Genomic DNA, 23,552 nt, shown 5'->3' with positions numbered 1-23,552 from the left:
CTTCCGCTACTCCCTGAGCCTCCTGATGGCGTTCGTTGCCGAGTGCGTCACTCGGGCGGCTGCGGCGCCGGCGACCACCGCCGCGGTCAGGCCGGTCGGATCGACGTGTGCGTGGCTGAGGGTGTCCACCGCGTCCACGCGGGCGCTGGACTCTTCCCTGGTCGACTTGGCCCCCACGTCGTGCTCTGCCACGGTGTCGACCGCTTTGCGTTCCCCCGTGCCGTTGATCATGCATCCCGGGCATTCCTTGAAGGGAGAGTTCCCGTGCAGGGGACACGCGGAGTTGTGGACGAGGAGGGAGTCGGCCCCGACTCGGACGTGGTAGGTGTGGATGCGGCTGACGCTGAGGTTGTAGACGGTCTGGTCGGCGACCTCGCCGCGGTCGTGGATCACGGTGATGCGTACGGCACCGGTGCTCGAAGGGGCGCGGACGAGGTCGCCGGTCCTGAGGTTCCCGGCATCCACCCAGCCACGGTCCTGGACCCAGAACGGGTGGCCGGCGGTGGCGGTGATCGTCGCCTGTCCCGAGCCCTCGACACCGATGTCGATCAGGTGCTTGACGCCGTGGCCGACGATGACTCCCGCGACGGGCTCGCCGAGGGTGGAGTCCGTGGCCGGGTCGGTGGCCTTGACCTGGTCGCCTTCATGGACCTCGCTGATCGGCTTCGTGGTGCCGTCGGCCATCTCCACCGAGGTGTCCGGGGAGAACGAGTTGCACTTCTCGACGGCGGCGGCGGCCCTGCCCAGCGTCGAGGCCTCCTTGACGGCGTCCTTGGCCACGGTGGCGGCGAGTTTGCCGCCGGGGATCATGCCGAGCGCGTCCATGGCGGCGGCGGCCTTGTTGCCCTGCGCGAGTTGGCCGGCCGCGGCCAATCCGGAGGACACCGTCCCGATCGGGCCGGGTACGAAGGCCACCACCTCGGCCGCGGTGGTCGCCACGTGCACCACCGACTTCCAGGAGAACGTCCCGGCGAGGTCCAGTCCGTTGACCGGGTCGGCGTTGACGTAGTCGTAGTCGTTGGCCGATCCGCCCTTCACCGGGTCCATCTGCAGGAACCGGCCCAGCACCGGCAGGTAGACGCGGGCGCCCATCTCGATGGCCTGCTGGCCGGCCAGGTGCTCCACCGGCCGCTCGTGCTGGCCCAACCAACCGAAGTCCATGCCGCCGGCGGCGGTGGCCGGGATCGGGATGTCGGCGAAGGCGCCGGTGGTGGGATCGATGTTCTGCCCGAACGGGTCGTACAGGTGCAGGGCGCCGGTGCGGGCGGCCGTGCCGTCGGCGGTGAACAGGACGTCGCCGTGGATGTTCGGGTAGGACCAGTTGGTGGTCGCGGCCTTGTCGTAGTTCTTGGTCAGCAGCACGCCGCCGGGCAGCGCCACGATCCGTTGCAGCAGACCGCCGTCCTGGTCCAGGATCAGGTCCGCGTCGTCGTGCTTGGAGCTGTAGGAGTAGCGGGTGGTCCCGTTCTTCGACGGGTCGGCGAATCCGGTGACGGTTCGGCCGGTCAAGCGGTCGGCCGGGTCACGGGTGTAGGAGATGGTGGCGCCGCTTGCGGTGGTGGTGGAGATGTGGCGCTTGGTGGAGTCGTACCCCAGGGTGTCGTCGCCGATCTTCACGGCGTCACCGCGGGCGTCGTAGCCGAACGCCAGCGCGAGGCCGCCGGTGGTCGCGGTGAGCCGGTCGGCGGCGTCGTAGCAGTAGGTGGTGGTGACCGCGGCGGCACCGTCGCGGCTGTCGGTGGACGCGGTGCGGTTGGTGTTCAGCCCGGTGGTCCTGGCCGGTCCGCACCCGTCGGCCGGGTCGAACCGGTAGGTGAGCTGGTGGTGCGGGACGGTCGCGGCGACGAGCCGGCCCACCGGGTCGTAGGCGTAGGAGTAGGCCGCGGCGTTCCTGCCGTCCTCGGTCACCGCCTCGTCGGTGATGCGGTTGTCCCGGGAGCGGGTGACGGTGTCGACCACGGCGGACGCCACGGTCTTCCACGCCAGCGCCGTGGGCTTGCCGGAGTCGTTGCGTGTCAGCGAGTCGAGGCGGGACCCGTTGCCGTAGGCGACAGAGGCCAGTTCGGCCGCGGCGGTGTAGGCGGGGGTGGCGACGACGGTGCCGTCGACCTTGACCTGGGTCAGCTGGTTGGCGTCGTTCCAGGCGTAGGACACGGCACTGGACACGCCCTTGACCGTGGTGGTGTCGGTGGTCAACCGGCCGACCTGGTCGTAGGTGGAGGTCGACGTGACGCCGTTGGCGTCGGTGTAGCCCACCTCCTGGCCGAGCAGGTCGATCACGGTGGTGATCGACCCGTTCGCATCGCCGGCCTTCGAGACGAGTGGGTTGCCGCCGACCGCGTAGTCGTAGCCGACCGTGCGTGCCGGCTTGTCCCCGAAGGCCGGGAAGACCTTCTGGGCCACCCGTCCCCGGGCGTCGTAGCCGGTGCAGCTCCACGGCTCGTCGTTGACACGCTCGGCGACAGGACGGCCGGTCTCGTCGTAGACCGTCTCACCGGTGAACGCCGGCCCGCTGCCCGGCTTGGCTCCGGTGACCGTCTTGACCATGCCGCCCTGGTTGACGGCCGGGGCGTTCGGGTCGCACGGGTTGGCGCGGGTCTCGGTGTCGCCGTAGTAGGTGGTGGTGTCGCGCCTGTCGGGGTCGGTGATGTCGCCGGCCGGCAGCGCTTCGGTCAGCTTGCGCAGGTATCCCGTGCCGGGCCGTTCGTAGCCGGAGCGGGCGGTGAGGTTGAGCCCGCCGGGGTCGGCCGTCGCGGACACCTTGAGCCCGTACACCGGGTCGATCCCCGCCGCCGGGTCGGAGTAGCTGCTCGCGCCGCGCTTGGACGGCGCCCGTTCCTTGTCGCCGCCGGAGGTGTCCTCGGTGGTGGTGCCCGTCGACCAGCCGTACCGGGGCGCGAGGTTCGCCCCCGGCACCGGGGTCGGGGCGCCGGTGCCGGGCGGGGTCCAGGTGAAGGCCAGCGCCGCGGTCGTGCCGGAGCGGTTGTAGTAGTCGACCCGGACGCGGTGCCGACTGCCGGCCGTGGTGTTGGTGTACGTGCCGGTGACCGCGGTGCTGGGCTTGTCGCTCCAGCTGTCGACGGTCAACACGTCGTCCACCCACAGGCGGACGCCGTCGACCGCGGTGAACCCGAGGCCGTAGTCGCCGGTGGCGGGGAACTGGACCTCGCCGGTGAACCGGCCCGACCAGCCACCGGTGTTCGCCACCGGCGGGCTCGCGCCCCAGGACCGCGACAGCGCCCCGTCGCCCGCGCCGACCCCGGTGGCGAACAGCGCCGGCACACCCGCCAGCTCCGGGTTGTCGTAGAAGGCGGCGGACAGCCCCGCCAGCCCCTCGTCGTACGTGGTGTGGGTGTGCGGCATCTTCGCCGCGCACGCGGGCGTCGGGATCTGGCCGGTGAAGCAGGCCGCCGGCGCGGGCCCGTACTTGTCGACCGGGCGGTCGGCGTGGTCGTAGACCGTGGTGGAGCGCCGGCCGGCGCTGTCGACGGAGGCGGTGGCCTGGTCCTTGGTGTTCCACTCCGCGGCGATGCTCGCCCCGGTGAAGTCGGTGGTGACCAGGGTACGGCCGGCGTCGTCGTAGGTCACGGTGCGCGAGCGGGTCGAGTCGTACACCCCGGCCAGCGCCACGGTGGCCTGCTTGCGTTCGAGGTAGTACTGATAGAAGTGCTCGGCTCGCATCCCGGCCGTACGGCCGTCCGGGGCCGGTGCCAGCACCTGTACCGCGCGCAGGGCGGGCGGTTCCTTGGGGTCCTCGGTCACGGGGTCGTAGCCGATCACCGTGCAGGCGGCGGCGGTGTCACCGGTGTTGGTGCACCCGTTCTCCGCGGACGGGGCCTGGCGCGCCACCCAGTCGTACGCCAGGCTGTCCCGGACGGTGGCCAGCGGCCCGATGCTGTCCAGGGCCTTCTGCTTCTCCAACTCGTTGTCCCCGGCCTCGTCGTAGCGCTGCTTGGCCGAGGCCCGGCCCACGTAGTCGAAGTCCTGCATGACCGCGCCGGGGTTCTCGACCCGGGCCAGGGTGCCCATCTGGTACCAGAGCCGGGTCTCGCTGCCGTCCCAGTACCGGATCCGGCACAGCATCTGCGGCGGTGCCGCGTCCGAGCCCGGCGGACGGGCGACTCCGCCGTAACAGCCGTCGCTGCCATCGGTGTTGTAGAAGAGCTGGTGCGACCGGCCGGAGACCGGGTCCTTGATCTGCGTCAGCCGCGGTGGCGTCCCGCTGTAGACGTACTGCAGTGCGGCCGGCTTCTTGCCGTCCAGCACCGACTCCACCGCCGCCAGCGTGCCGTCGGGGTTGAACAGCGACACGGTGTCGCCTTCGGTGAGCGTGATCCGGCCCGAGGTGTCGAAGGCGAGCACACCGTCCTCGCCCGCCGGCGGCGTGTAGCCGGCCGTGGAGGCCTTGCCCCAGGTGTGCTTGCCGCCGGCTCCGTCGGTGAGCACCACCGAGCCGTCCAGCATCTCGGCGTGGCTGTAGCCGCTGGACTGCGCCGACAGCGTCCACCCCGCCGGGAGCGCCTGCGAATCCGAGGAGAACAGCCACTCCGTCGGCACGATCCTCGGATCCAGGGTGTGCACGCGCTGGTCGTCGGGGCCGGTGCTGCTCTTGGCCCACAGCACCATGCGCGGACGCTGGTCGGAGTGGTGGTACAGCTCGACGCGCAGCGGCACCAGCTGACCGGCTTTCAGCGCGACCTCCTCGGCCCGGTGCGGGCCGGGCAGCAGGAAGTCGTCGCCGGGGTCGGCGGGGCCGGGGTTGTCGTAGACCAGCTTGTCGCCCAGCCAGACCCGGGCGCCGTCGGTGTGCGAGCCGGCGAACCGGAAGTCCCCGCTGACCGGGGCCTTGAACTGGCCCTCCCAGCGGACGACGAACCAGTTCTTGTCCAGGGCGGGCGGCATCGGGTTGTCGCGCCACGGCATGTTGTCCGGATTGCCGGTCCACGGGATGCCCCAGTCCAGGTTGACCTGGGCCTCTCCGCGCACCATCACCGGGGTCGTGTCCGGGGTGCCCGCGTGCCGGGAGTCGTTGAAGTAGGAGGCGCGCACACCGTGCGGGGCGCCCTCCCGGGAGTTGTAGGCGAGGTTCACCCCCGCCGATCCGCCGACGGTCCGGAACGCCGGCCCGGCGGCCTCGACGTGCGCGTTGCCGTTGAACAGGTTCACCGTCACCGGGCCCAGGTGGTCGGTCGGTGCCGGACCCGGGTCGCCGACCCGCTGGTTCACGGTGAAGTGCCCGACCCACTGCGGCGGCGTCGCGGTCGTCGCGCCGGACAGTGCGGTGGCCGCCGTCCAGGTGTAGCGGGCGCCGTCGTGCAGCACGTGCTTGGGGACCGTCCACTGCGGCTGGTCGAGGCAGCCGGAGTCCACCACACTGCCCGAGCGGCCGTCGAAGCCGGTGGAGATCTTGAAGCAGTACAGGACGCCGTCACCGGCCGGGGCCACCTGCAGCGCCGGCGTCTCCGTACCCACCACGGCGCCGTCGACCGGGGAGACCAGGCTGGTCTGCGGCGCCGCCGGGGCTTCGGTGCGGGCAGCGAACTGCGGGTGGTCTCCGGTCGCCAAGGGCGCGAAGTCGGCCTTGGGCTGCGGCACTTCGGCCTGCGGCTTCTGCTCGTCCGCTGACGGGACCGACAGGAGCGGCAGATCCCGGGGCACCGGCCTCGATGCGGCGGACGCCTGTGCCGGTGGCAGGACGCCCGCCTGGGCCAGCGAAGCCACCAACACCGTCGCCAGGGCGAACGCGATCCACCGTAACCGCAACCGCACCCACGACCGCGCGGACAACCGCGCTCGACCGGTACCTCTGGACAAGGCCCCTCCAACGCTGTCGACGTCCGCCGGAGCCCGCGACACGGCCGGACGCGGGTCCACTCTCCTCCGGTCCCGACTGGACGGTCCGGGCAGAGGCGTGAAGTCTTCCGCGACCGGCGGGCCCCGGGGAACAGGCGGCGTGCAGCTTGGCCGGATTCACCGAACCGCCGATCCCCAAACGGAAGGCACGCCGCACGGTCCGGCCGTCGTGCCCGCATTTTCCTGTCAGGGACATGGTCAAGCGAGTGCTCCTGGGCGCCGCTAAGCGGAAGCGCCGAACTGCCCGGCGCCCGTGCCGGATTTGGCCGGAACCGTACGGCCGGGGTTCCGGCCGACGAGCGAAGCGGCGTCCCCTGAGCATCGCCATCGACCACCGCACGAGGGTCTGGCCGCTGGTGGTACGGGCCTCGTAGTCCCGGACCAGGCGACGCGGACCTCCCTTCGGCACGAGTTGCAAAACAGGCTTGCAAAGCCAATTTGCAACTCGTAGGCTGCTGACATGCCGGAACAGCCGCCTGCCCAGGAGATCACCGATGTCGAGGCGCTGCGCGTCTTCGCGCACCCGGTGCGGCAGAAGATCGAGCGATGCCTGCGTCGGGGGCCGGCCAACTCGACCGTGCTTGCCCGCGAGTTGGGTGAGAGCACGGGCCTGGTCAGCTACCACTTGCGGCAGTTGGCCAAGCACGGCCTCGTCGAGGAGGTGCCCGAGCTGGCGAAGGGACGCGAGCGGTGGTGGCGGGCCGTGCCCGGAGATCGGCGGTTCCCGCCGTACAGCCGACAGACACCGCAGATGCGCGAGGCACTGACGCAGATGCACCGCCTGGACCTCGCCGAGCTCGTCGACTCCGCCCGGCGATTCGAGGAGGCGCGCGACGCCCTGGGACCGTGGGCCGACGCGGCGCTCTTCTCGCGCGCGACGCTCAGGGTCGACCCCGATCAACTTCATGCGTTCTTCGAGGAGTACATCGCCCTCCTCTACCGGTACTCGACGCCCGAGCAGGCTGACGCGTCGGGGGCGCGTCCCGTCCTGGTCCGGCTGCTCGGAATTCCCGAGACCGACTGACCACACGACCCGGATGGCCGACACACAAGCCGACAGACAAGGGGGAAACGTCGTGCTGCTCTTACTCAGAACCGCACCACCGCCGCGCGCTCTTCTGGTCTTCCTGGCCGCTCTGTTGGCCGGCGGCCTGCTCATGCTGGGTGCGCCGTCGGCGCACGCCGACGGGGACGGGCTGATCCGCCAGGAGGTCACCTTCCGGAGCGGCAATGGCCTGGTCCTGCACGGCACCGTGCTCCGCAAGGACGCGATACCGGGCACGGGGCCCGGCATCGTGCTCGTCGGCGGCTCGGGCCCGGGACCCAGGGAGGAGTACGAGCAGGAGGCCGAGGCCTTCGCCCAGGCCGGCATCACCACGCTCGTCTACGACAAACGCACCGTCGGCTACTCCCTGCTCCACCGGGACTTCGGCCTGCTGGCCGACGACGCCCTCGCCGGCGTGCGGCTGCTGCAGTCCAGCCACGGGGTCGATCCGCATCAGGTCGGGCTATGGGGGTTCAGCGAAGGCGGCTGGGTGGCGCCGCTGGCCGCGTCCCGCTCGAACGACGTCGCGTTCGTCCTCACCATCGGCGGCCCCGGCTACGACACTCTGCGCACCCAGGCCTGGAACCTCACCACGCACCTGCAGCACCAGGGGGTCAGCGGAGCCTTCCGCCGCACCGTGGCCGGCCCCGCCGCCCAACTCATGGCCACCACCGGCCTGTTCCCCGCAGCCGACTACGAACCCGTGCCGGTACTGGAACGGCTGAGCCGAACCCCGCTGCTGGCTCTGTGGGGCGACCACGACACACAGGTACCGGCCCAGGAGAGCGCGCGGATCTTCCGCGAGGCCCTCGCCCGAGCAGGCAACCAACACGCCGTCATCAGCTTCATCGCCCACGGCGCGCACAACGGACACCGCACCTCGGACGGCTTCGACCGGATCGGCGGCCCCCGCTTCCAGGGCAAGAAGCTCGGCGAACTCGCCCCCGACTATGCCCAGACCATGACGACATGGGTACTGGCCACCGCCGCCGGACACCCACCGGCATCGGCCGTCCAACCCGCACCCCGACAGGAACTCGCCAGCACCCCCATACCCCGCGACGCCTGGTACGTCTGGGTCGCCCCGACCCTGCTGCTCCTCGGCTTCGCCACCTACCCGATCTCAGCCGTACTGCGCCGCGGACCGGTCCTGCGCCCGGTCCGATGGCTGGCCGGGTTCGGCCTGCTGGCGGTCATAGCAACGGTGGGGTGCTCGATGGCTGTCTTCGTCGCGGGAGAGGGCGCGGCCACGCCGGTCATCTTGGGCCAACCCGCCTCGTGGCTGGTGGTGCAGGGGCTCGCGATCGCAGTCGTGCTGTCCGCCGTCGCCTCGGCCAGGGCAGTCCGGCGCAGCCACCCGACTCCGAGCCTGGCCATGTGGCTGCGCCTGGCCCCGGTCGGCCTTGCTGCGGTCGGCTTCGTGCCGTGGGTGGTGTGGTGGGGAGTCACTCCGTGACTCGGTCATGCCCGACGGGGTCGCGATCCACAAGTCTTGACTACTGCTCCGGCCGGCACCTCCTTGATCTGCTGTTCAGCCGATGAGCTCCCACGAAGCCGGCCTCGACACGCCGACCGGCGTGCTCGTCCGCTGCCAGGACAACCGGTCCGTCAGCGCGGTCTTCCGTTCGGGGGGTCACGTCGGGGTGACTTGGACCCTTCGGCCGTGGCCGAGGGCAGCCGGTGGTTGGGACGGCTCCGTCGTGACCTGGCTGGAGGCGGGCGAGCAGATGTCCACCCTCTCCTGCAACTGCCAGATGGCAGCAAGCAGGACAACGCCGGAACCGAGATCTGGTCGACCCAGCAGAGCGTCGACGCGGTGGCGCGAGCGGTGATCCGCTGCTTCGACGAAGTCGCCAGGAAGTACGGCGAGAGCGGATACCGGGGCAGGTGGGGCGAGCATTTCCCCCGCTCCGAGCTCGAGGCCCTGCGGTCCCTCTGGCGAGGCCCCCATGACCCGCACCCCGGCCGGTGGAGCCCAGACCCGCGCGGAGTGGCGGCTGCGCTCCCAGCTCAAGGTGACCATGCTCGGCAGAGGAGACGGGCACTGGCGTGTCGGCAGAATGTCGGCGGTGCAGGACAGTGACGCGTTCATCGGCGGCGGCCCGTCAGCGGGTGGCGAGGAGGCCGTCCACCAGGGCCCGGAGGCCTTCCACGTAGGTGTCCTCGGCGGTCAGCGCCGCCCAATGGTCCGCGACCTGCGCCAGGCGGGGAAGCTCGTCCGGGTCCAGTTCGGCGAAGACCCGCTCCCGGTAGGTCGCACGGTCGTCGTCTGCGCGGCGCCGCGCCGCTGTCGCCCGGACCATGATCTCTCCGGCGGTGTAGTACCAGATCGCGCGGTAACCGCGCACGGCCTGCTCGGGGGTCAGTCCGCACTCGACCAGGCCGTCGACGATCTGCTCGACGAACCACAGTGCGGACGTGGACATCAAGTCGTCGGCGGTCAGCACCTCCGTGATCCAGGGGCAGGCGGCGAGCGCCTCGTGGATCGCGGCGGCAGCGGCGACGATCCGCTCGCGAGGGTGGGCGGGCAGTTCGGGTCGGCGCAGGGTCCGCGTGGCGTAGTCGTCCAGTAGCAGGACGAGCAGTTCTTCCTTGTCGCGGACGTGGTGGTAGAGCGCCATCGGCGTACTGCCGATCTCTGCGGCCAGTCGCCGCATGGTCAGCCGGTTCACGCCTTCCTCGGCCACGATCCGGCGGGCCGTCTCGATGACCTCCTCAAGGGAGATGCGGGGAGGTCGGCCGAGGGTTTTGCGCGGTGCGGACGGTTGCGGCATGCCTCCCATCATCCCCCAGATGTCGACAGCGGCGATCCCTTCGCGCTACTTTCCTTACATGTATAAAAACTCACGGGGGCGCCCCGGCGCGGTGCTGGCGGCAGCGGCCGTCGCCCAGTTCGTCCTCGCCCTGGACATGTCGGTGGTCAACGTCGCACTGCCCGCGATCCGCACCGCGCTGGGATTCGCGCCGCTCGACCTGTCGTGGGTCGTGCACCTCTACGCGCTCACGTTCGGCGGGTTACTGCTGCTGGGCGGCCGCGCCTGCGACCTGTACGGCCAGCGTCGACTGTTCGTGCTGGGCCTGGCCGTCTTCGGGCTGTGCTCGCTGGCGGGCGGACTGGCCCAGGCACCCTGGCAGCTGATCGCCGCCCGCGCCGGGCAAGGCCTGGGCGCCGCGGCCGCCGCGCCGGCCACGCTGGCGATGCTCACCACCACCTTCACCGAGGGCCCCCAGCGCGTCCGCGCGCTCGGGGTGTGGAGCGCGGTGAACGCCGCAGGCGGCGCGCTGGGCGTGCTGGCAGGTGGGCTGCTGACCGAATATGCGGGTTGGCGCTGGGTCATGCTGATCAACCTGCCCATCGTGGCGGCGGCTCTCGCACTGGTACCCGCAGGCGTGCCCGCCGGAGCACAGCCCGCCCGGCGCGAGAGGCTGGACGTGCTGGGTGCCGTCCTGGCGACCGGCGGAATCGGACTGCTGGTGTTCGGCGTCGTCCGCACCGACACCCTCGGCTGGGGCTCCCCGATCACGTGGGCGACCCTCGCCGCCGCGGTCGTGCTGCTGGCCGCCTTCGTCCTCGCCGAGTCGCGAGTCACCGCGCCCCTGCTGCGCTTCGGCCTCCTGCGCAGCCGTTGGGTCGTCGGCGCGAACGTGCTGGTGTTCCTGGCCGCGGCCGGGCAGTTCACGGCGTTCTACTTCGTGTCCCTGTACATGCAGCAGGTCCTGGGCATGGGTGCCGCAGCAACCGGCACCGCGTTCCTGCCCTTCTCCGCAGGCCTGGTCGCGGGCACCGTCGCCGCGACCCGCATCACCTCCACCCGCACACCTCGCGCATCGCTGGTGCCCGGCGCCCTGCTGGCCGCCGCGGGCCTGGCCTGGTTCGCGCTCATCAGCCCCGACGGAAGCTTCCTCGCCGACGTACTCGGCCCGTCCCTCGTCACCAGCATCGGTACCGGACTGGTCCTGGCCCCGGTCGCCGCCGCCGCGACCACCGGCGTCGCTCCGCGTGAGGCCGGAATGGCCTCCGGCCTCTTCAACGGCTCCCGCCAACTCGGCGGCTGCATCGGCCTGGCCGCCCTGGCCACCATCACCGCACACCACACCGGCGCGGCCACCGACCCCGCCGCGCTCAACGACGGCTACGCCCTGGGCCTGGCCATCGCCGCCGCCCTCTTCGTGCTCGCGGCGGTCGTGGCGATCGGCGTACTGCCCCGCAACCGGGCCGTCACACCTCTCCCGCAATCCACCGCCCCCACAGAGAGCCAGTTGGAAGGAACACCATCATGACGACGATCCCTATCGACCTGTTCGCCTCGGCGCTGCACTTCCACCCCGACGGCGACGTCCGAGCCGTCGAACGGCAGATGACGAGCAGCGACTCCGGCGCCTGGCAGATCGCCACGTTCCACGTGGAGACCGACGCCGACGTGCACGCCGACCACTGGGAGATGCACCCCCAGGCCGAGGAAGCGGTGTGCTGCCTGACCGGCGGTGTCCGCCTCTACTTCCGTTCCGACAGGCCCGGCGGCGTCGAGGACATGGTGCGGTTGCAGGCAGGCACCGCCGTGATCGTCCCCCGCGGCCGCTGGCACCGCCTGGAACTGGACACCGCCAGCGACCTGATGTCGATCACCCTTCGCCACGGCACCCGCCTCGAAAAGCGCACCGACACCCGCTGACCGAACGTGGCCCGGCAGAGCCGCTGCCGGGCCACCACAAGCCTCCACGCGGCAGACCTCGTCGACCAGGCCGGCGAGGACGACCACCGCGCTGCCAGCGCGGCCAGCAGCACCTCCCGGGGAGGGAATGCCGCCCAGTGGCCAGTCATAACTCGATCGTAACGAACACGTTCGCACTGCGGACTGCCCGGCGGGCAGCGCCCGGCGGCGCCTCTGCAACGGGCACCAGGGGCCCTTCCCCGGCCGCGGACGGTCGACGAGGTCGCTCCGGCTGATCGACGCGATGCTGCGGTCCGCAGAATCCTCGCCCACGTCGGCATCCGAAGGTCTACTCGTTCCACTTGACGCTGCCGTACTCAGCTTGTGCTTTGACCAACGGTCGCATCGCAGCCTGCCCCGGGCGGTTCGGCCCCATCCGCCGAAGGTAGGTTGGCTTCTGTCGGCGGTGGCTGATTGACGTAGTGGCGCGCAGGGAGCTGGTATGACGCACGAGATGGACATCCAGGTTGGGACCGACGTGCGGATTACCGGTGGGCCGTTCACGGACTTCACGAGCCCTGTCGTGGCTGTTGACCATGTTCGGGGCCGTGTCGAGTTGACGGTGGACATCTTCGGCGACGCGACCAGGATCGATATCCCCTTGTCGGATGTCGTGAGGGTTGTCTGACTCTTGCCCCTCACGGTCTGATCCGGTCGCGTACTGGCGAGGAGCGGGCCGCCTGCGGGCCTTCACAGAACGCCACCGCCCCGGCATCGAGGAGGTCTGCGCCCGACCGTGGGAGCGGGCCGGGTCGGGGCAGCCGGGGGAACGGCGCCGGCGCTTCTTCCCACGGCTGCTGCCGGCCTGACCGGCACCGGCACCGGCACAGCCCAAGTGCCGGTGGCGGGCCGGCGATGGTCCCGCTCGATCATGAGCCCGGTTCGACCGGTCAAGCTTGCTGGGCGGGACAACAGACGGCTTGCCAGTCTCCTGTGGCGACGGAATGGCTCAGCAGGGGTAGAAGCCGCTCATGTCGTTGGCGAACCTCTTGAATGCGGCCCGGGTCCCCGGGCCGGCATCCCCGTCGATGCCGCCGGTGTAGCCCCAGCCGAACGCCAGCATGCGCTGCAGCGCCTTGATGGTGTTCGACCCGACGATTCCGTCGATCTGGTTGCGCGGGTAGTTCCAGTACTCGGCGAGCCAACGCTGCATCGCCTTCCAGCTGTTCGGGCCCAGCTGTCCGTCGATGGCGTCGGTGTAGTCGGCCGGGTCCTGCGTCAGGAAGCACTGGACGTTCATGGCCTGCTGGCTACTCAGGCCAAGGTTGTTCACCGCGAGGATGGAGGCGTCCTGGGCGCTCGCCGCAGGCCTGACGGCCGGTCGGGAGGCCGCGAACCCCGCACTCGCGCCCGCCATGCTGCCGACGGCGATGCCGACCGCGGCGGTAACACTGACGAGGGTCCTGGCGAAGGCGTTCGATCGCATGCGTTTACCTCTCTGTTGTCCGGGGGGATCGCCTCGGGATCCGGATGGGCGACCACAGGGGGCCTGCGCTCCCTGCACCAACAGCATCAGCCGCGGCCACCCGCAGCGTCGTCCTGTTTCAACCTGGCGTGAACAACGACGTACGGGAAGAATCGGCAGCCGCAGCGGCACCCGGGCGGGTGGAGGTAAGGACGCATGGTCTACCGGTTCCACTTCACCAGCGCGGACCTGGCACGCACCCGCATCGCCGAATCCGTCCCGCCCCTGGACGAACTGAGCATCGCGCTGCGCATCCTGCAGGACCGCAACCAGCCGCTGCGCTTCGGAGCGTGGCGCCGAGAGGTATGGACCTCACTCGCGCCGCAGGCACGGATGGTGCTCGACCTGACACCTGCACACGGGTGGTCCCCCTCCTTCCTGAGCCCGAGCGGCACCAGCAGCGTCCCCGAGCTGCTGGAGCAGGTGGCCGCCACCCCCAGGACGCAGCTGAGGGCCGGCATCTCCAGGATCGCCCAGCGGCAGGGCCTGCCCGGCTGGGCGCACCAGCTGGGCGAGAACCCTGAGGTGCTTCGGCGGCTCGTCGGCGTCCTCGGCGAGGTCCATGCGACGGTGCTGGCACCGTACTGGCCGCAGGTCACCGCGTCCGTCGCCGCCGACCGGGCCATCCGGTCCCGGCAGATGCTGCACGGTGGTATCGAACAACTGCTGCAAGGGCTGTACCCACCGCGGATCCGCTGGCGGCCTCCGATCCTGGAAATTGACCTGGCAAGCGGGATAGAGGGCGATCTCCATCTGCAGGGACGGGGCCTGCTGCTGATACCGTCCATGTTCGCCAGCCGGGCACCCCTGATCGATCCGGATGTCGAACCCCAGCCCGTCCTGACCTACCCCGCCCACCACGACGCGACAACCGGCCCGCTCGCCCCCATCAGGGTCCGCTCCGTAGGCGACGAAACGCCCGCGCCGCTGTCCGCACTGCTGGGCCGCACCCGCGCGGCCGTCCTGTACGCCATAGGACAACGCCCCGGCTGCACAACCGGCGAACTCGCGGCCGCCCTGAACATCGGCCCCTCCGGCGCAAGCCAGCACGCCACCGTGCTGCGCCAAGCCGGCCTGATCACCACCCTGCGCCACCGCAACACCGCACTCCACACGCTCACACCCACCGGACTCGCCCTGCTGGAGGAGGCGTAGCGCGTTTCGACGTCCATCCACACGACGTCCATCCACACGACGTCGCTCAGCTCGACACCCGAGCCGGCGGCGCGATGGCCACCGTCCTTGACGGTGTGCTCACCGAACCCCTCGGCGTGTAGCGCCTCCTGGTGGCCGGTGAGACGAAGGGGCCGACTGCGAAGAAGAGCGGTGCTGGAAGCCGAGCGCGTTCGACCGGCGCGTGGCCGCGCCCGCCCTGTACCGGGAGCGCACCGGGTCGGTGACCGTGCCGCGCGGTCACGTCGAGGAGATCCCCGACGGCGAGGGGGTGGTGGAGGTGATCTCGGGTGTGGATCTCCAACACCAGGACCCGCCGGGCGAAGCCGACCGGCGAGCAGCTCGGGAAGGACACTTGCGTTCGGCCCCGGACACCCCACGCACAGGCCGCGGCACCGGGGTTGTCTGCGGGGATGCGTATCGTCCGAGGCAGCAGGTGCCACAGAAGTGAGAAGGGAGGGCCGGGAAGGGGCGAGTACCTCGACGGACTGTTCACACCGGGCCTGCGGATCGGCGGCAATCCGCACACCCCGCACAGCTGGATCGAGATCGCCGACCTCCTCGGGTGCTGCGGGCCGTCGGGGTGCTGCGGATCGGCCCCGTGCGGCCGTCCTACCTCCTTCCCCCGACGCGGAGTTGCTGAGCGCCGCAGGCTGTGCCGCCCCGCTCTGCTTCCGGCGCCCCGACCGCTTCCGCGCCGCCTGCGTGTCAGCCGCCGCTGTCTCCGCCGCCCTCTGGCTGCCCACGCTGGCCACGCTGGCCATCGGCACCCTGGCATCCCTGGCGTTCGGTGGCGGCCTTGTCCGGGCGTTCATCCACGTCGCCCTGGCGACGGCCGGAACCGCCACGCTCGTCGCCGCCTTCCAGCGCTCCAAGGGTGCCGAACACGGCCGTCGGGCCGTCGTCGTCGGTTCGGTCGCCGCGGCGCTCACCCTCACCGGCTGGGCGTGCGCCGCCCTCGGCCGGCACCCCCTCTCTCCCTAGTTGCCCTGGTCGCAGGCCTTGAGGAGCGCCTGGCTCCGGTGTTCGCGTGGGGAGATCCCGTACGCGGCCTTGAACGCGCGGCTGAACTCGGACGCACGCGGCATGCCGCAGGCGGCGGCGACCACGTGGATCAGGGCGCCGCGCAGCGCGGGGTCGGCGAGGTCGCGATGGGCCCTTTGCAGGCGCTGTCGGCGGATCGAGGCGGCGATGGTCTCGCCGCCGCTGTGCCGGGTGAACAGGTGGTGGAGATGGCTGAGGGAGATGTGGTGCGCGGCGGCGACCGTGGCCGGTGTCAGGTCGGGGTCGTGGAGGTTGTGCCGGATGAACCCGCGAACGCTTTCCATCAGGGCCCGCCTCTGGGCCTCCTGGGGCAGGACGGGGACGGCGTCGAGTTCCCGGGCGACCCAGGCCGCCACCAGGTCGACCACGACCGTCCCGAGCCGGGCCGCCTCTGCCGGCCGCAGCGTGTGGGCCTGACGGTCCAGCCCGAGCAGGAACTCCGCGAGCAGCGCGCCCGGGCCCTCGTTCGCGGGCAGCCTGCGGCCGAGCAGTTCACCCACCAGGCGGCCGGGCACCGGCAGCAGGGACTGGGGGATGTCGATGCCCACCCCGGCCGCACGGGCGTCCTGCGGGCCGGTACCGAAGACCCGCACGTCGTACGGGGTCGTGTTGTCCATCAGCGACAGCTCCCCGGGCCCGGACCTGTCCCGCTGGTCCCTCCCGCGCCCCAGTGCCTGGGTGCCGGAGGTCAGCAGCGTCAGGTGGTACAGCTCCTGACGGTCCGAGCGCCGCACCATCCGCTCGTCGCGCACGAAGCGCGCCGACCGGAACGACGTCCAGAACATCGCCACCGGCCCCAGCTCCGACCACCGCAACTCCGCCTCGAAGCTGTCCGCGTGAGCGCTGGTCGCCTCGCACTCCCGGGTCCGCCCCAGCGCGTCCCGCCAGAAATCGAAACGCTCCTTCGCCGACAAACCCTCGTCCCACCGGGCCCCCAGGGCACCTGCCGCCATCCCCACCCCTCCGGAAAGCGCTCCCCCCGCCGAACCGGCAGGGCTCCCCCCGCCGACATCATCGACCACCCGCCATGCACCCGCCAAGTACGCACCCGAAGGAACCCGCCCCGAATCCATCTCCGGCACACGCCGGTACAGGTACACCCCCGGCCCGGGAACACGACGGCACAGCCCCGGCGACACCCTCGCGGAGACGACGAACGTCACCGGCCTCGGCCAGCAGGACGCCGACGGCAACCACACTTCCTCCGCCCCGGCGACGACGACGCCGAGGCTCAACGCGTCCCGGACACGGCCCGAACCGCATCCGCGGAACACGGCGTCGAACCGAAGCGTCCCTGGCGACGCCTTGGTCCAGAGCGGGGGCGACGGCCTCCAGGACCGATCGGCGGAGCACACCGCGGCGACCGTAGCGGCAGGTGAGACCTCGACCCGTTCGACGGAGGTCGGCCGCCGGCACAGCTCGGCGAGGAAGCAGAACTGTCAGCGGACAGCCCGATCGCAACCGCCGCCCGCCCGCAGTAACGCCCGCCGGCCGCCGCCCTTCGGGAGCGGACCACTGCGGTCCGCTCCGCCACCGCGGCCGGACTCTCGCAGCTCCGCTGCTCTGCCTGTCGGCCTTGACAAGCAAGCCCCACGCCTGACTGAACGGCGTTGGTACTAGCCGGTGGACGCGCTGTGCAGGTCGACCAGCGTCCGCACCGGAAGCGGCAACCAGTCCCCGGCGGCCGGGCGGCTTCGGGAAAGGTCCTCGACGATCTGAGTGGGAGTCGGACGGCGGTGGGGGTCATGGTCGAGGCAGCGGACGACCAGATCGGCCAGTGGGGCCGGCAGCAGGCTGAGGACGGACTCCATGACCTCACTCTCATCCACCGGCACCGCCCCTCCGGCATGGCACAGCACCATGCCGAAGGCGTAGACGTCCGTGGCGAACGTGACCGGCCCTCCGATGTACTGCTCCGGGGCCAGGAATCCCCGTGTTCCGATCAGCTGGCCGGAACGGGTGAGCATGGTGTCGTCGAGCGCCCGAGCGATGCCGAAGTCGATGACACGAGGCCCAGCGCCGGAGATGATGATGTTGCTCGGCTTGAGGTCGCGATGGACGATGTTGCAGGCATGGATCCCCTCGAGCGCCTCGGCAACACCGACGGCCAGAGTATGCAGACTCCGGCTCGGCAACGCGCCGTAATGCTTCAGGACTTCGTGCAGCGGCAGACCGGGGATGTACTCGGTGATCAGCCAGGGCGGATCACCTTGCGGGTCGGCAGCGACCACCGGCGCGGTGTGGAATCCACCGACCCGGCGCACGGCCTCGATCTCACGGCCGAACCGCCGGCGGAACTCGGCGTCCGCGGCCAGCTCCGGCCTGATGACCTTGACCGCCACCAGTCGCTCCCCGGCAGAGCGCCCGAGGAAGACCGTCCCCATACCGCCCTCGCCCAGCCGAGCGGTCAGCCGGTAGCGGCCGATACTGCGCGGGTCGTCCCCCCTCAACGGTTGATGGCTGGGCCCGACCAATGCCTGTGGGGGCACCAGAGGCGCGGCCGGCGCTCCCCTGTCCACCCCGACGACGGCTCCCGCACCCGCCCCTGCGTCGGAGCGCAGCACCGCGGCCCGAGCCTCGCCCTCGGCCTTGAGCACCTCGGCCTGCTTCGCGCCCTCGGCCCTGAGGATCTGTGCCTGGCGCTGGCCCTCGGCGGTCAGGATCGCCGCACGCCGGTCCCGCTCGGCGCGCGACTCCTTCTCCATCGCGTCCTGGATGGAGGTCGGCGGCTCGATCGTCTTGAGCTCGGCGCGGTTGACCCGGACACCCCACTTGCCGGTGGCCTCGTCCAGGACTCCGCGCAGGCTGGAGTTGATGACCTGGCGGGAGGTCAGGATGGATTCGAGGTCCATCGCGCCGATGATGTTGCGCAGCGTGGTGTCGGTCAACTGCTTGATCGCCTCGGTGTAGTCGGCGACCTCGTAGGTGGCGGCGCGCGGGTCGGTGACTTGGTAGTGGACCACCGTGTCGATGTCGACGACCAGGTTGTCCCGGGTGATCACCGGCTGCAGCGGGAACGGCACGACCTGCTCGCGCAGGTCAATCCGGGCGCGGACGCGTTCGATGAACGGGACGACGATGTTCAGGCCTGCGTTGAGAGTGCGCTTGTAGCGGCCGAAGCGCACCACAATCGCGGCGCGGGCCTGCGGGATCACCCGGATCGGTCGGGCCAGGGCCAGCAGTACAACCAGCACGATGATGAGGATGAGCACCGGCTCCACTGCAGCCCCCTCGCCCGTCGACACATCGGACATCCGATCCGGACGTCCGGCATGGCCCGGGCCGAAGTCTGACAGACGTGCACCGCGATGCATATAGCCCGACGGGCAGGGGCGAGGCCGGTCCCCACCTGGACAAGCCCAGGATGACGTCCAGCTCTGGATGCGGGCGCGTTTCGCCCGCGTCCAGAGCTGGACACCTGCCAACGCGCTCTGGGGCGGCTACTGCGCCACCATCGCCCAGGCGCTGCGACGCCACCACGGCTTCTCCGACGAGGCGTGCGCCTTCTGCGACTTCTCCGCCCAGCCGGCGCCCGAACTGGAGCAGCAGGCCGCCGACGCCCTCGGGCCGGACCCGCTGGACGACCACACCCTGGCCACCGCCCGGGAGTACGGTCTGCTGCTCCAGGCCTACGAGCACCTGTTCCGGGACGCCCTGGGCGGGTGAATCACGCCTGCCAGTGCGGCTTTCCGCTGACCATCCGGCAGTAGATCACCCGGCCACCCTCGTCGTGGGTACTCCGGCCCAGGTCGTCGTTCCGGCAGAACTGCCCGGCCGCATAGCAGTTGCCCGCGTTGGAGCGGATCTCGCACTGGGAGCCGCCCGCCGCCTGGGTGTGCTGCGACTGCGGGTCGGTCGGCGGCTGGGCGGTGGTCACCTTGGGCTGCGGCTTGGCGGCCGGAGTCTGCGGGTGCACGGTGGGCGGGGCGGACGGTGGCGGGGCGGACGGTGGCGGGGCGGACGCGGTGGGCGGCGCCACGGGGGTGACCGCCGGCGGCGCCGGGACCGTCGGACCGGCCGCGCTCGGCGTGGCCGCACTCGGCACGGCAGCGACGGTCGGGGAGGACGTCGGGGAGGACGTCGGCTTGGCGTCGGCCGCCGACGGATCGCAACCGGTCAGCGTCAGACCGACGGTGAGGACGAGTCCGGCGAATCCGGCCAGGCCGGCCGCCCGGCGGCGCCCGGGTACCGGCGAATCCGTGCCGGGTATCGGTGAAGCCATGAGGGGAGAACGCTCCGTTCCGTATGGGTGAGGCGTGCGATTCAAGCAGGGCCCGCACACCCCGCGACCACGATTTCCCCACTCGTTGGCAGATCGAGATCTTTCGACTACCCAACGCGACGACCGATACGACGACCGACGCGACGACCGACGCGACGACCGATACGACGACCGACGCCCTGAACCACCAGGGCTCGACGGCCGCACGGCTCCGCGGGGGTATAGCCCCGGAGCGCGGGTGCTTATGGCATGTTCCGGCCAGCGCAAGCGGATCGCTACGGTTCGGGCAACCCCCACGCCGAACGAGGAGACCCCATGCTCCGATTCCGTGCGCTCGCCGTCGCCGCAGCCCTGGCGACCGTCGCGCTCACCGCAGCACCCGCCGTCAGCGCCCCTGCTGACGACCCGTCGATAGCCGCCGCCCTGGCCGCCCCCGCCCGCACGGCCGCCGTACCGACCGCCCTGCTGCACGCGATGCAGCGCGACCTCGGGCTCGCCCCGCAGGCCGCCGCCGACCGGATCGCCCGGGAGAGCCGGGCCGCAGCCGTCCAGAGCGCCCTCACCCAGGCGCTCGGCGACCGCTGGGCCGGTGCCTGGATCGACGGACCGCGGGCCGACCTGGTGGTCGCCACCACCGACGCCTCCGCCGCCCGGACCATCACCGCCCACGGCGGCCGGGCCACCGTCGTCCGGCACGCACTGAAGTCCCTGGACCAGGCCAAGGACGCGCTCGACCACGCCTCCCGGGCCGCCGCCCCGGACGCCACCCCGCTCTGGTACGTGGACGTCCGCGCCAACACCGTCGTGGTGCGGTCCGCCGACGACGCCCGCACCGCGGCCTTCCTGGACCACTCCGGGGTGGACCGCTCCCTGGTCCGGGTCGAGCGGGCCACCGCCACGCCCCGGCCGCTCGCCGACCTGCGCGGCGGGGACGCGTACTACATCGACAACTCCGCCCGCTGTTCGATCGGCTTCCCGGTCACCCAGAACGGCCAGCCCGGCTTCGTCAGCGCCGGCCACTGCGGCCAGCCCGGCTCCAACGCGGCGGCCTCCGACGGGAGTTCGATCGGCACCTTCCAGGGCTCGACCTTCCCGGGCAACGACTACTCCTGGGTGGCGGCCGGATCCGACTGGACCGCCCAACCGCAGGTGAACGACTACGCGGGCGGCGCGGTGACGGTCAGCGGCTCGTCCGAGCAGTCGGTCGGCGGCTCGGTGTGCCGCTCCGGCTCCACCACCGGCTGGCACTGCGGCACCGTCCAGGAGCTGAACGCCACCGTCAACTACCAGGAGGGCAGCGTCTACGGCCTCACGCGCACCGACGTGTGCGCCGAACCGGGCGACTCCGGCGGCTCGTTCATCTCCGGCAACCAGGCCCAGGGCGTGACCTCGGGCGGCTCCGGCGACTGCACCTCCGGCGGCGAGACCTACTTCCAGCCGGTCAACCCGATCCTCAGCGCCTACGGCCTGACCCTGGCCACCGGCTGACCGACGCCCCCGGGCCGGTGGGCTCCGCGGAACCCACCGGCCCCGGCCGGACAGCGCCGCCGTCCGGCCTCACAGCCCCACCGACCCGCGGTCACAGCCCCACCGACCCGCGGTCACAGCCCCGCCGTCCGGCGCTCGAACACCTCGGGGCGGGCCGTCTCCAGCGCCGTGGCGATCGCACCGAGGAGCACCGCCTCCTCCCCCAGCAGGCTCGGGGCGAGCGTCGGCCGCATCGGGGCGTAGCGGCGCAGGGCCTGCTCCAGCGGCTCCAGGAGCAGGTCCGCGCTGCTGCCGATGCCCCCGCCGAGCACCAGCAGGTCCGGGTCCAGGACGGCGGAGAGCACCGCCACGGCGTAGGCGAGCCGGTCCGCCTCCCACTCCACCGCCCGCAGCGCCGCGTCCTCCCCGGCCCGGGCCCGCTCGAAGACCTGCTTGGCGGTCAGCCGACTCCGGCCCCTCCTCTCCAGCCCGAAGTCCCCGGCGGTCCGCACCACCGCGTCCGCCGCCGCCTCCTGCTCCAGCGTCGTCACGGCCGGCTCGCCCGGGCGGGCGGGCAGCGGCACCAGGCCGATCTCACCGAGCGCTCCGTGCGCACCGAGCAGCAGCTCGCCGTCCTTCACCACCCCCACCCCGAGCCCGGTGCCGACCAGCAGGTAGGCGAACATCCGGCTGCCGCGCCCGGCCCCCAGGGTGTACTCGCCGAGCGCGGCGAGGTTGGCGTCGTTGGCCACCGTGACGGCCGTGTCCAGGCCCTCGCCGATTCGGTCGAACAGGCCCGGCCGGCCCCAGTCGGGCAGGCTGGTGGCGTACCGGAGGCCGCGCCGTTCCTCGTCCCACACCCCGGGCGTGCCGATCACCGCGTGCACCAGGTCCGCGGCGGCCAGGCCCGCCTCCTCGGTCGCCTCGCGCGCGGCGGCGACCACCGCGTCAGCGACGGCGTCCGCGGTCCGGCCCCGGTTGGCCACGTCCCGGCGGGCGACCACGGTGCCGGCGAGGTCCGCGACGGCGACCCGCAGCCGGGCCCGTCCGACGTCGACGCCGAGCACGTGACCGGCCGTCGGGTCGACCTCGTAGAGCACCGCGGTGCGGCCCCGCTCCGGGGCCACCCGCCCGGCCTCGCGGACCAGCCCGGCCTGCTCCAGGTCGGCCAGCGCGGCGGAGACGGTGGGCTTGGACAGGCCGGTGTCCCGGGCCAGTTGGGCGCGCGAGGTGCCGCCGCCGGTGCGCAGCAGCTCCAGCAGCAGCCACTCGTTGTTGCTGCGCAGCCGCTGCCGGTTCCACGGCACCCCTGGGGCCCCTGCCGCCGGGCGACTGGTCGGCTGGTGGGGGCTCATCGGTTCCTCCGGGTCTGAGCTGCGGACGGTCTGGGCTGCGGACGGGCTGGGCTGGGCTGGGCTGGGCTGGGCTGGGCTACTGACGGGCGGGGCTGCGGACGGACCGGGCCGCCCGCGGTCGACGCCGCCGACGGCCCCCGGCGCCGCCGCCCAAGTATGACCGGTGATCACCCGCGGACCGCGGTGCGGACCCGCCCCGTGCCCGCCCCCACCTACGTCCTCACGCCCCCCTCACGCCCGCCCTCGTGCCTGCCCCCGCGCCTGCCCCCGCGTCAGGCGCCCTCGCTCGCGACCCAACCGCCCGTCATCGTCCGCACCGCCGAACCGTCCAGGTCGGCCAGCTTGACCCCGGCGAAGGCCCGGGCCGCCTCGGAGGTCTGCACCCGCAGCGGCGGCCGCTCGGCGGTCAGCACCTCGACGATCGGCGCGGCCGCCTCCTCGGGGGTCTGGGCACTGCCGAAGGCCTTCAACGTCCGGTCGACGTAAGCCTGGAGGGCGTCGCCGTACGGGCCGGCGGCGGCCACCAGCGCGGGCACGTCGATGCCCTGGTTGCCGATGAACTCGCTCGCCACCGCACCCGGTTCGACCACGGTGACGGCCACCCCGACGGCGGCGGCGACCGGCGCGAGCGACTCCATGAAGCCCTCGACGGCGAACTTGGCCGCGCAGTAGGCCTCGTTGAAGGGCTGCCCGACCACCCCGCCGACGCTGGTCACGGTGACCACCCGGCCGCCGGCGGCCCGCAGGTGCGGCAGCGCGGCCCGGGTCACCTCGACCACGCCGAAGTAGTTGACCTCCATGGCGGCGCGCACCGGCGCCATCCCGTCCTGCTCGATCGTGCCGACGAAGCCGGCACCCGCGTTGTTGACCACCGCGTCCAGCCGCCCGTGCCGGTCGAGGACGACGTCCAGGCAGTCCGTGACGGAGGCCGGGTCGGTGACGTCCAGCCGCTCGATCTCGATCCGTTCGGCGACGCCGGCCGTCTCCGCCGCGCGGAGCAGCTGCCCGGCCCGGCCGGTGTCGCGCATGGTGGCGACCACCCGGAAGCCGGCCCGGGCGGCGGCCACGGCGGCGGCGAGGCCGATCCCGGAGGAGGTGCCGGTGATCAGGACGATCCGGGTGCCGTTCATCGGGGTGTCTGCCATGCGGGCCCTCCTCCCGGCTCCCGGGCACTCCCGGAAGCCGAATGACTGTGTGCGTGTGCACGCACTCTACA

The 23,552-nt window shown here is 72.0% G+C and carries 17 protein-coding genes and 2 pseudogenes; 10 read left to right on the top strand and 9 right to left on the bottom strand.

All coding sequences use genetic code 11. From position 1 onward, the window contains the following. Window positions 1–6 precede the first annotated feature (6 nt). Complete coding sequence (locus ABTY61_RS02250; RefSeq protein ID WP_350502980.1) at window positions 7–5,595, bottom strand: PA14 domain-containing protein; 5,589 nt, start codon at window positions 5,593–5,595, stop codon at window positions 7–9. A gap of 718 nt (window positions 5,596–6,313) precedes the next feature. On the opposite strand from ABTY61_RS02250, the gene ABTY61_RS02245 reads away from it, so the two are divergent. From ABTY61_RS02245 to ABTY61_RS02235, 3 genes are all read left to right on the top strand, one after another. Then, window positions 6,314–6,877, top strand: a complete 564-nt coding sequence (locus tag ABTY61_RS02245; protein ID WP_350502979.1) for an ArsR/SmtB family transcription factor — start codon at window positions 6,314–6,316, stop codon at window positions 6,875–6,877. A gap of 52 nt (window positions 6,878–6,929) precedes the next feature. Then, window positions 6,930–8,354, top strand: coding sequence for an alpha/beta hydrolase family protein (locus tag ABTY61_RS02240; RefSeq protein ID WP_350502978.1), 1,425 nt, complete (start codon window positions 6,930–6,932; stop codon window positions 8,352–8,354). An 82-nt stretch (window positions 8,355–8,436) separates the two neighbouring features. Next, window positions 8,437–8,730: a DUF6228 family protein gene (locus ABTY61_RS02235; RefSeq protein ID WP_350502977.1), complete on the top strand. Its 294-nt coding sequence runs from the start codon at window positions 8,437–8,439 to the stop codon at window positions 8,728–8,730. Between the two features lie 273 nt (window positions 8,731–9,003). On the opposite strand, the gene ABTY61_RS02230 is transcribed toward ABTY61_RS02235, so the two are convergent. Then, window positions 9,004–9,672 carry a TetR/AcrR family transcriptional regulator gene (locus ABTY61_RS02230; RefSeq protein ID WP_350502976.1) on the bottom strand — a complete coding sequence of 223 codons (669 nt, stop codon included), beginning with the start codon at window positions 9,670–9,672 and terminating at the stop codon, window positions 9,004–9,006. 58 nt (window positions 9,673–9,730) lie between these two features. On the opposite strand from ABTY61_RS02230, the gene ABTY61_RS02225 reads away from it, so the two are divergent. From ABTY61_RS02225 to ABTY61_RS02215, 3 genes are all read left to right on the top strand, one after another. Next, on the top strand, window positions 9,731–11,179 hold the full coding sequence (locus tag ABTY61_RS02225; RefSeq protein WP_350502975.1) for an MFS transporter: 1,449 nt from the start codon (window positions 9,731–9,733) through the stop codon (window positions 11,177–11,179). Next, entirely contained in the window at window positions 11,176–11,571 is a 396-nt protein-coding gene (locus ABTY61_RS02220) for a cupin domain-containing protein (protein WP_350502974.1), read from the top strand. Before ABTY61_RS02225 ends, ABTY61_RS02220 begins: the two co-directional genes overlap by 4 nt. A 481-nt stretch (window positions 11,572–12,052) precedes the next feature. Beyond that, window positions 12,053–12,238 carry a KOW domain-containing RNA-binding protein gene (locus ABTY61_RS02215; RefSeq protein ID WP_133024552.1) on the top strand — a complete coding sequence of 62 codons (186 nt, stop codon included), beginning with the start codon at window positions 12,053–12,055 and terminating at the stop codon, window positions 12,236–12,238. A 321-nt stretch (window positions 12,239–12,559) separates the two neighbouring features. Here the strand turns inward: ABTY61_RS02215 and ABTY61_RS02210 are convergent, their stop codons facing one another. Next, on the bottom strand, window positions 12,560–13,036 hold the full coding sequence (locus ABTY61_RS02210; RefSeq protein WP_350502973.1) for a peptidoglycan-binding domain-containing protein: 477 nt from the start codon (window positions 13,034–13,036) through the stop codon (window positions 12,560–12,562). 195 nt (window positions 13,037–13,231) lie between these two features. Between ABTY61_RS02210 and ABTY61_RS02205 the strand changes: the two genes are divergently transcribed. Together ABTY61_RS02205 and ABTY61_RS02200 are read left to right on the top strand one after the other, a co-directional pair. Then, a complete protein-coding gene (locus tag ABTY61_RS02205) occupies window positions 13,232–14,230 on the top strand; it encodes an ArsR/SmtB family transcription factor (protein ID WP_350502972.1) in 999 nt (332 codons plus the stop codon). Between the two features lie 654 nt (window positions 14,231–14,884). Continuing rightward, window positions 14,885–15,232 carry a hypothetical protein gene (locus ABTY61_RS02200; protein WP_350502971.1) on the top strand — a complete coding sequence of 116 codons (348 nt, stop codon included), beginning with the start codon at window positions 14,885–14,887 and terminating at the stop codon, window positions 15,230–15,232. Here ABTY61_RS02200 and ABTY61_RS02195 read toward each other — a convergent pair. The 3 genes and pseudogenes from ABTY61_RS02195 to ABTY61_RS02185 form a co-directional block, all read right to left on the bottom strand. Then, on the bottom strand, window positions 15,229–16,245 hold the full coding sequence (locus ABTY61_RS02195; protein WP_350502970.1) for a helix-turn-helix domain-containing protein: 1,017 nt from the start codon (window positions 16,243–16,245) through the stop codon (window positions 15,229–15,231). The genes ABTY61_RS02200 and ABTY61_RS02195 overlap by 4 nt on opposite strands. Before the next feature lie 663 nt (window positions 16,246–16,908). Continuing rightward, a pseudogene (locus tag ABTY61_RS02190) lies at window positions 16,909–17,649 on the bottom strand (serine/threonine-protein kinase); the annotation flags it as partial. Between the two features lie 197 nt (window positions 17,650–17,846). Continuing rightward, window positions 17,847–18,513, bottom strand: a pseudogene (locus ABTY61_RS02185) (SPFH domain-containing protein); the annotation flags it as partial. Window positions 18,514–18,673: 160 nt separating this feature from the next. On the opposite strand from ABTY61_RS02185, the gene ABTY61_RS02180 reads away from it, so the two are divergent. After that, entirely contained in the window at window positions 18,674–18,958 is a 285-nt protein-coding gene (locus ABTY61_RS02180; protein ID WP_350502969.1) for a hypothetical protein, read from the top strand. A 1-nt stretch (window position 18,959) separates the two neighbouring features. On the opposite strand, the gene ABTY61_RS02175 is transcribed toward ABTY61_RS02180, so the two are convergent. After that, window positions 18,960–19,514, bottom strand: a complete 555-nt coding sequence (locus ABTY61_RS02175; RefSeq protein ID WP_350502968.1) for a hypothetical protein — start codon at window positions 19,512–19,514, stop codon at window positions 18,960–18,962. 315 nt (window positions 19,515–19,829) lie between these two features. Between ABTY61_RS02175 and ABTY61_RS02170 the strand changes: the two genes are divergently transcribed. Next, window positions 19,830–21,002, top strand: coding sequence for a S1 family peptidase (locus ABTY61_RS02170; protein ID WP_350502967.1), 1,173 nt, complete (start codon window positions 19,830–19,832; stop codon window positions 21,000–21,002). A gap of 113 nt (window positions 21,003–21,115) precedes the next feature. Here the strand turns inward: ABTY61_RS02170 and ABTY61_RS02165 are convergent, their stop codons facing one another. Then, a complete protein-coding gene (locus ABTY61_RS02165) occupies window positions 21,116–22,336 on the bottom strand; it encodes an ROK family transcriptional regulator (RefSeq protein ID WP_350502966.1) in 1,221 nt (406 codons plus the stop codon). Window positions 22,337–22,608: 272 nt separating this feature from the next. Beyond that, window positions 22,609–23,481: an SDR family NAD(P)-dependent oxidoreductase gene (locus ABTY61_RS02160; RefSeq protein WP_350502965.1), complete on the bottom strand. Its 873-nt coding sequence runs from the start codon at window positions 23,479–23,481 to the stop codon at window positions 22,609–22,611. Between the last annotated feature and the right edge of the window lie 71 nt (window positions 23,482–23,552).

It is taken from the genome of Kitasatospora sp. NPDC096128 (assembly GCF_040303105.1).
Classification (GTDB): Bacteria; Actinomycetota; Actinomycetes; order Streptomycetales; family Streptomycetaceae; genus Kitasatospora.
Note: the sequence above shows the minus strand (reverse complement) of the source record. Positions and strands in the feature narration are given on the sequence as shown.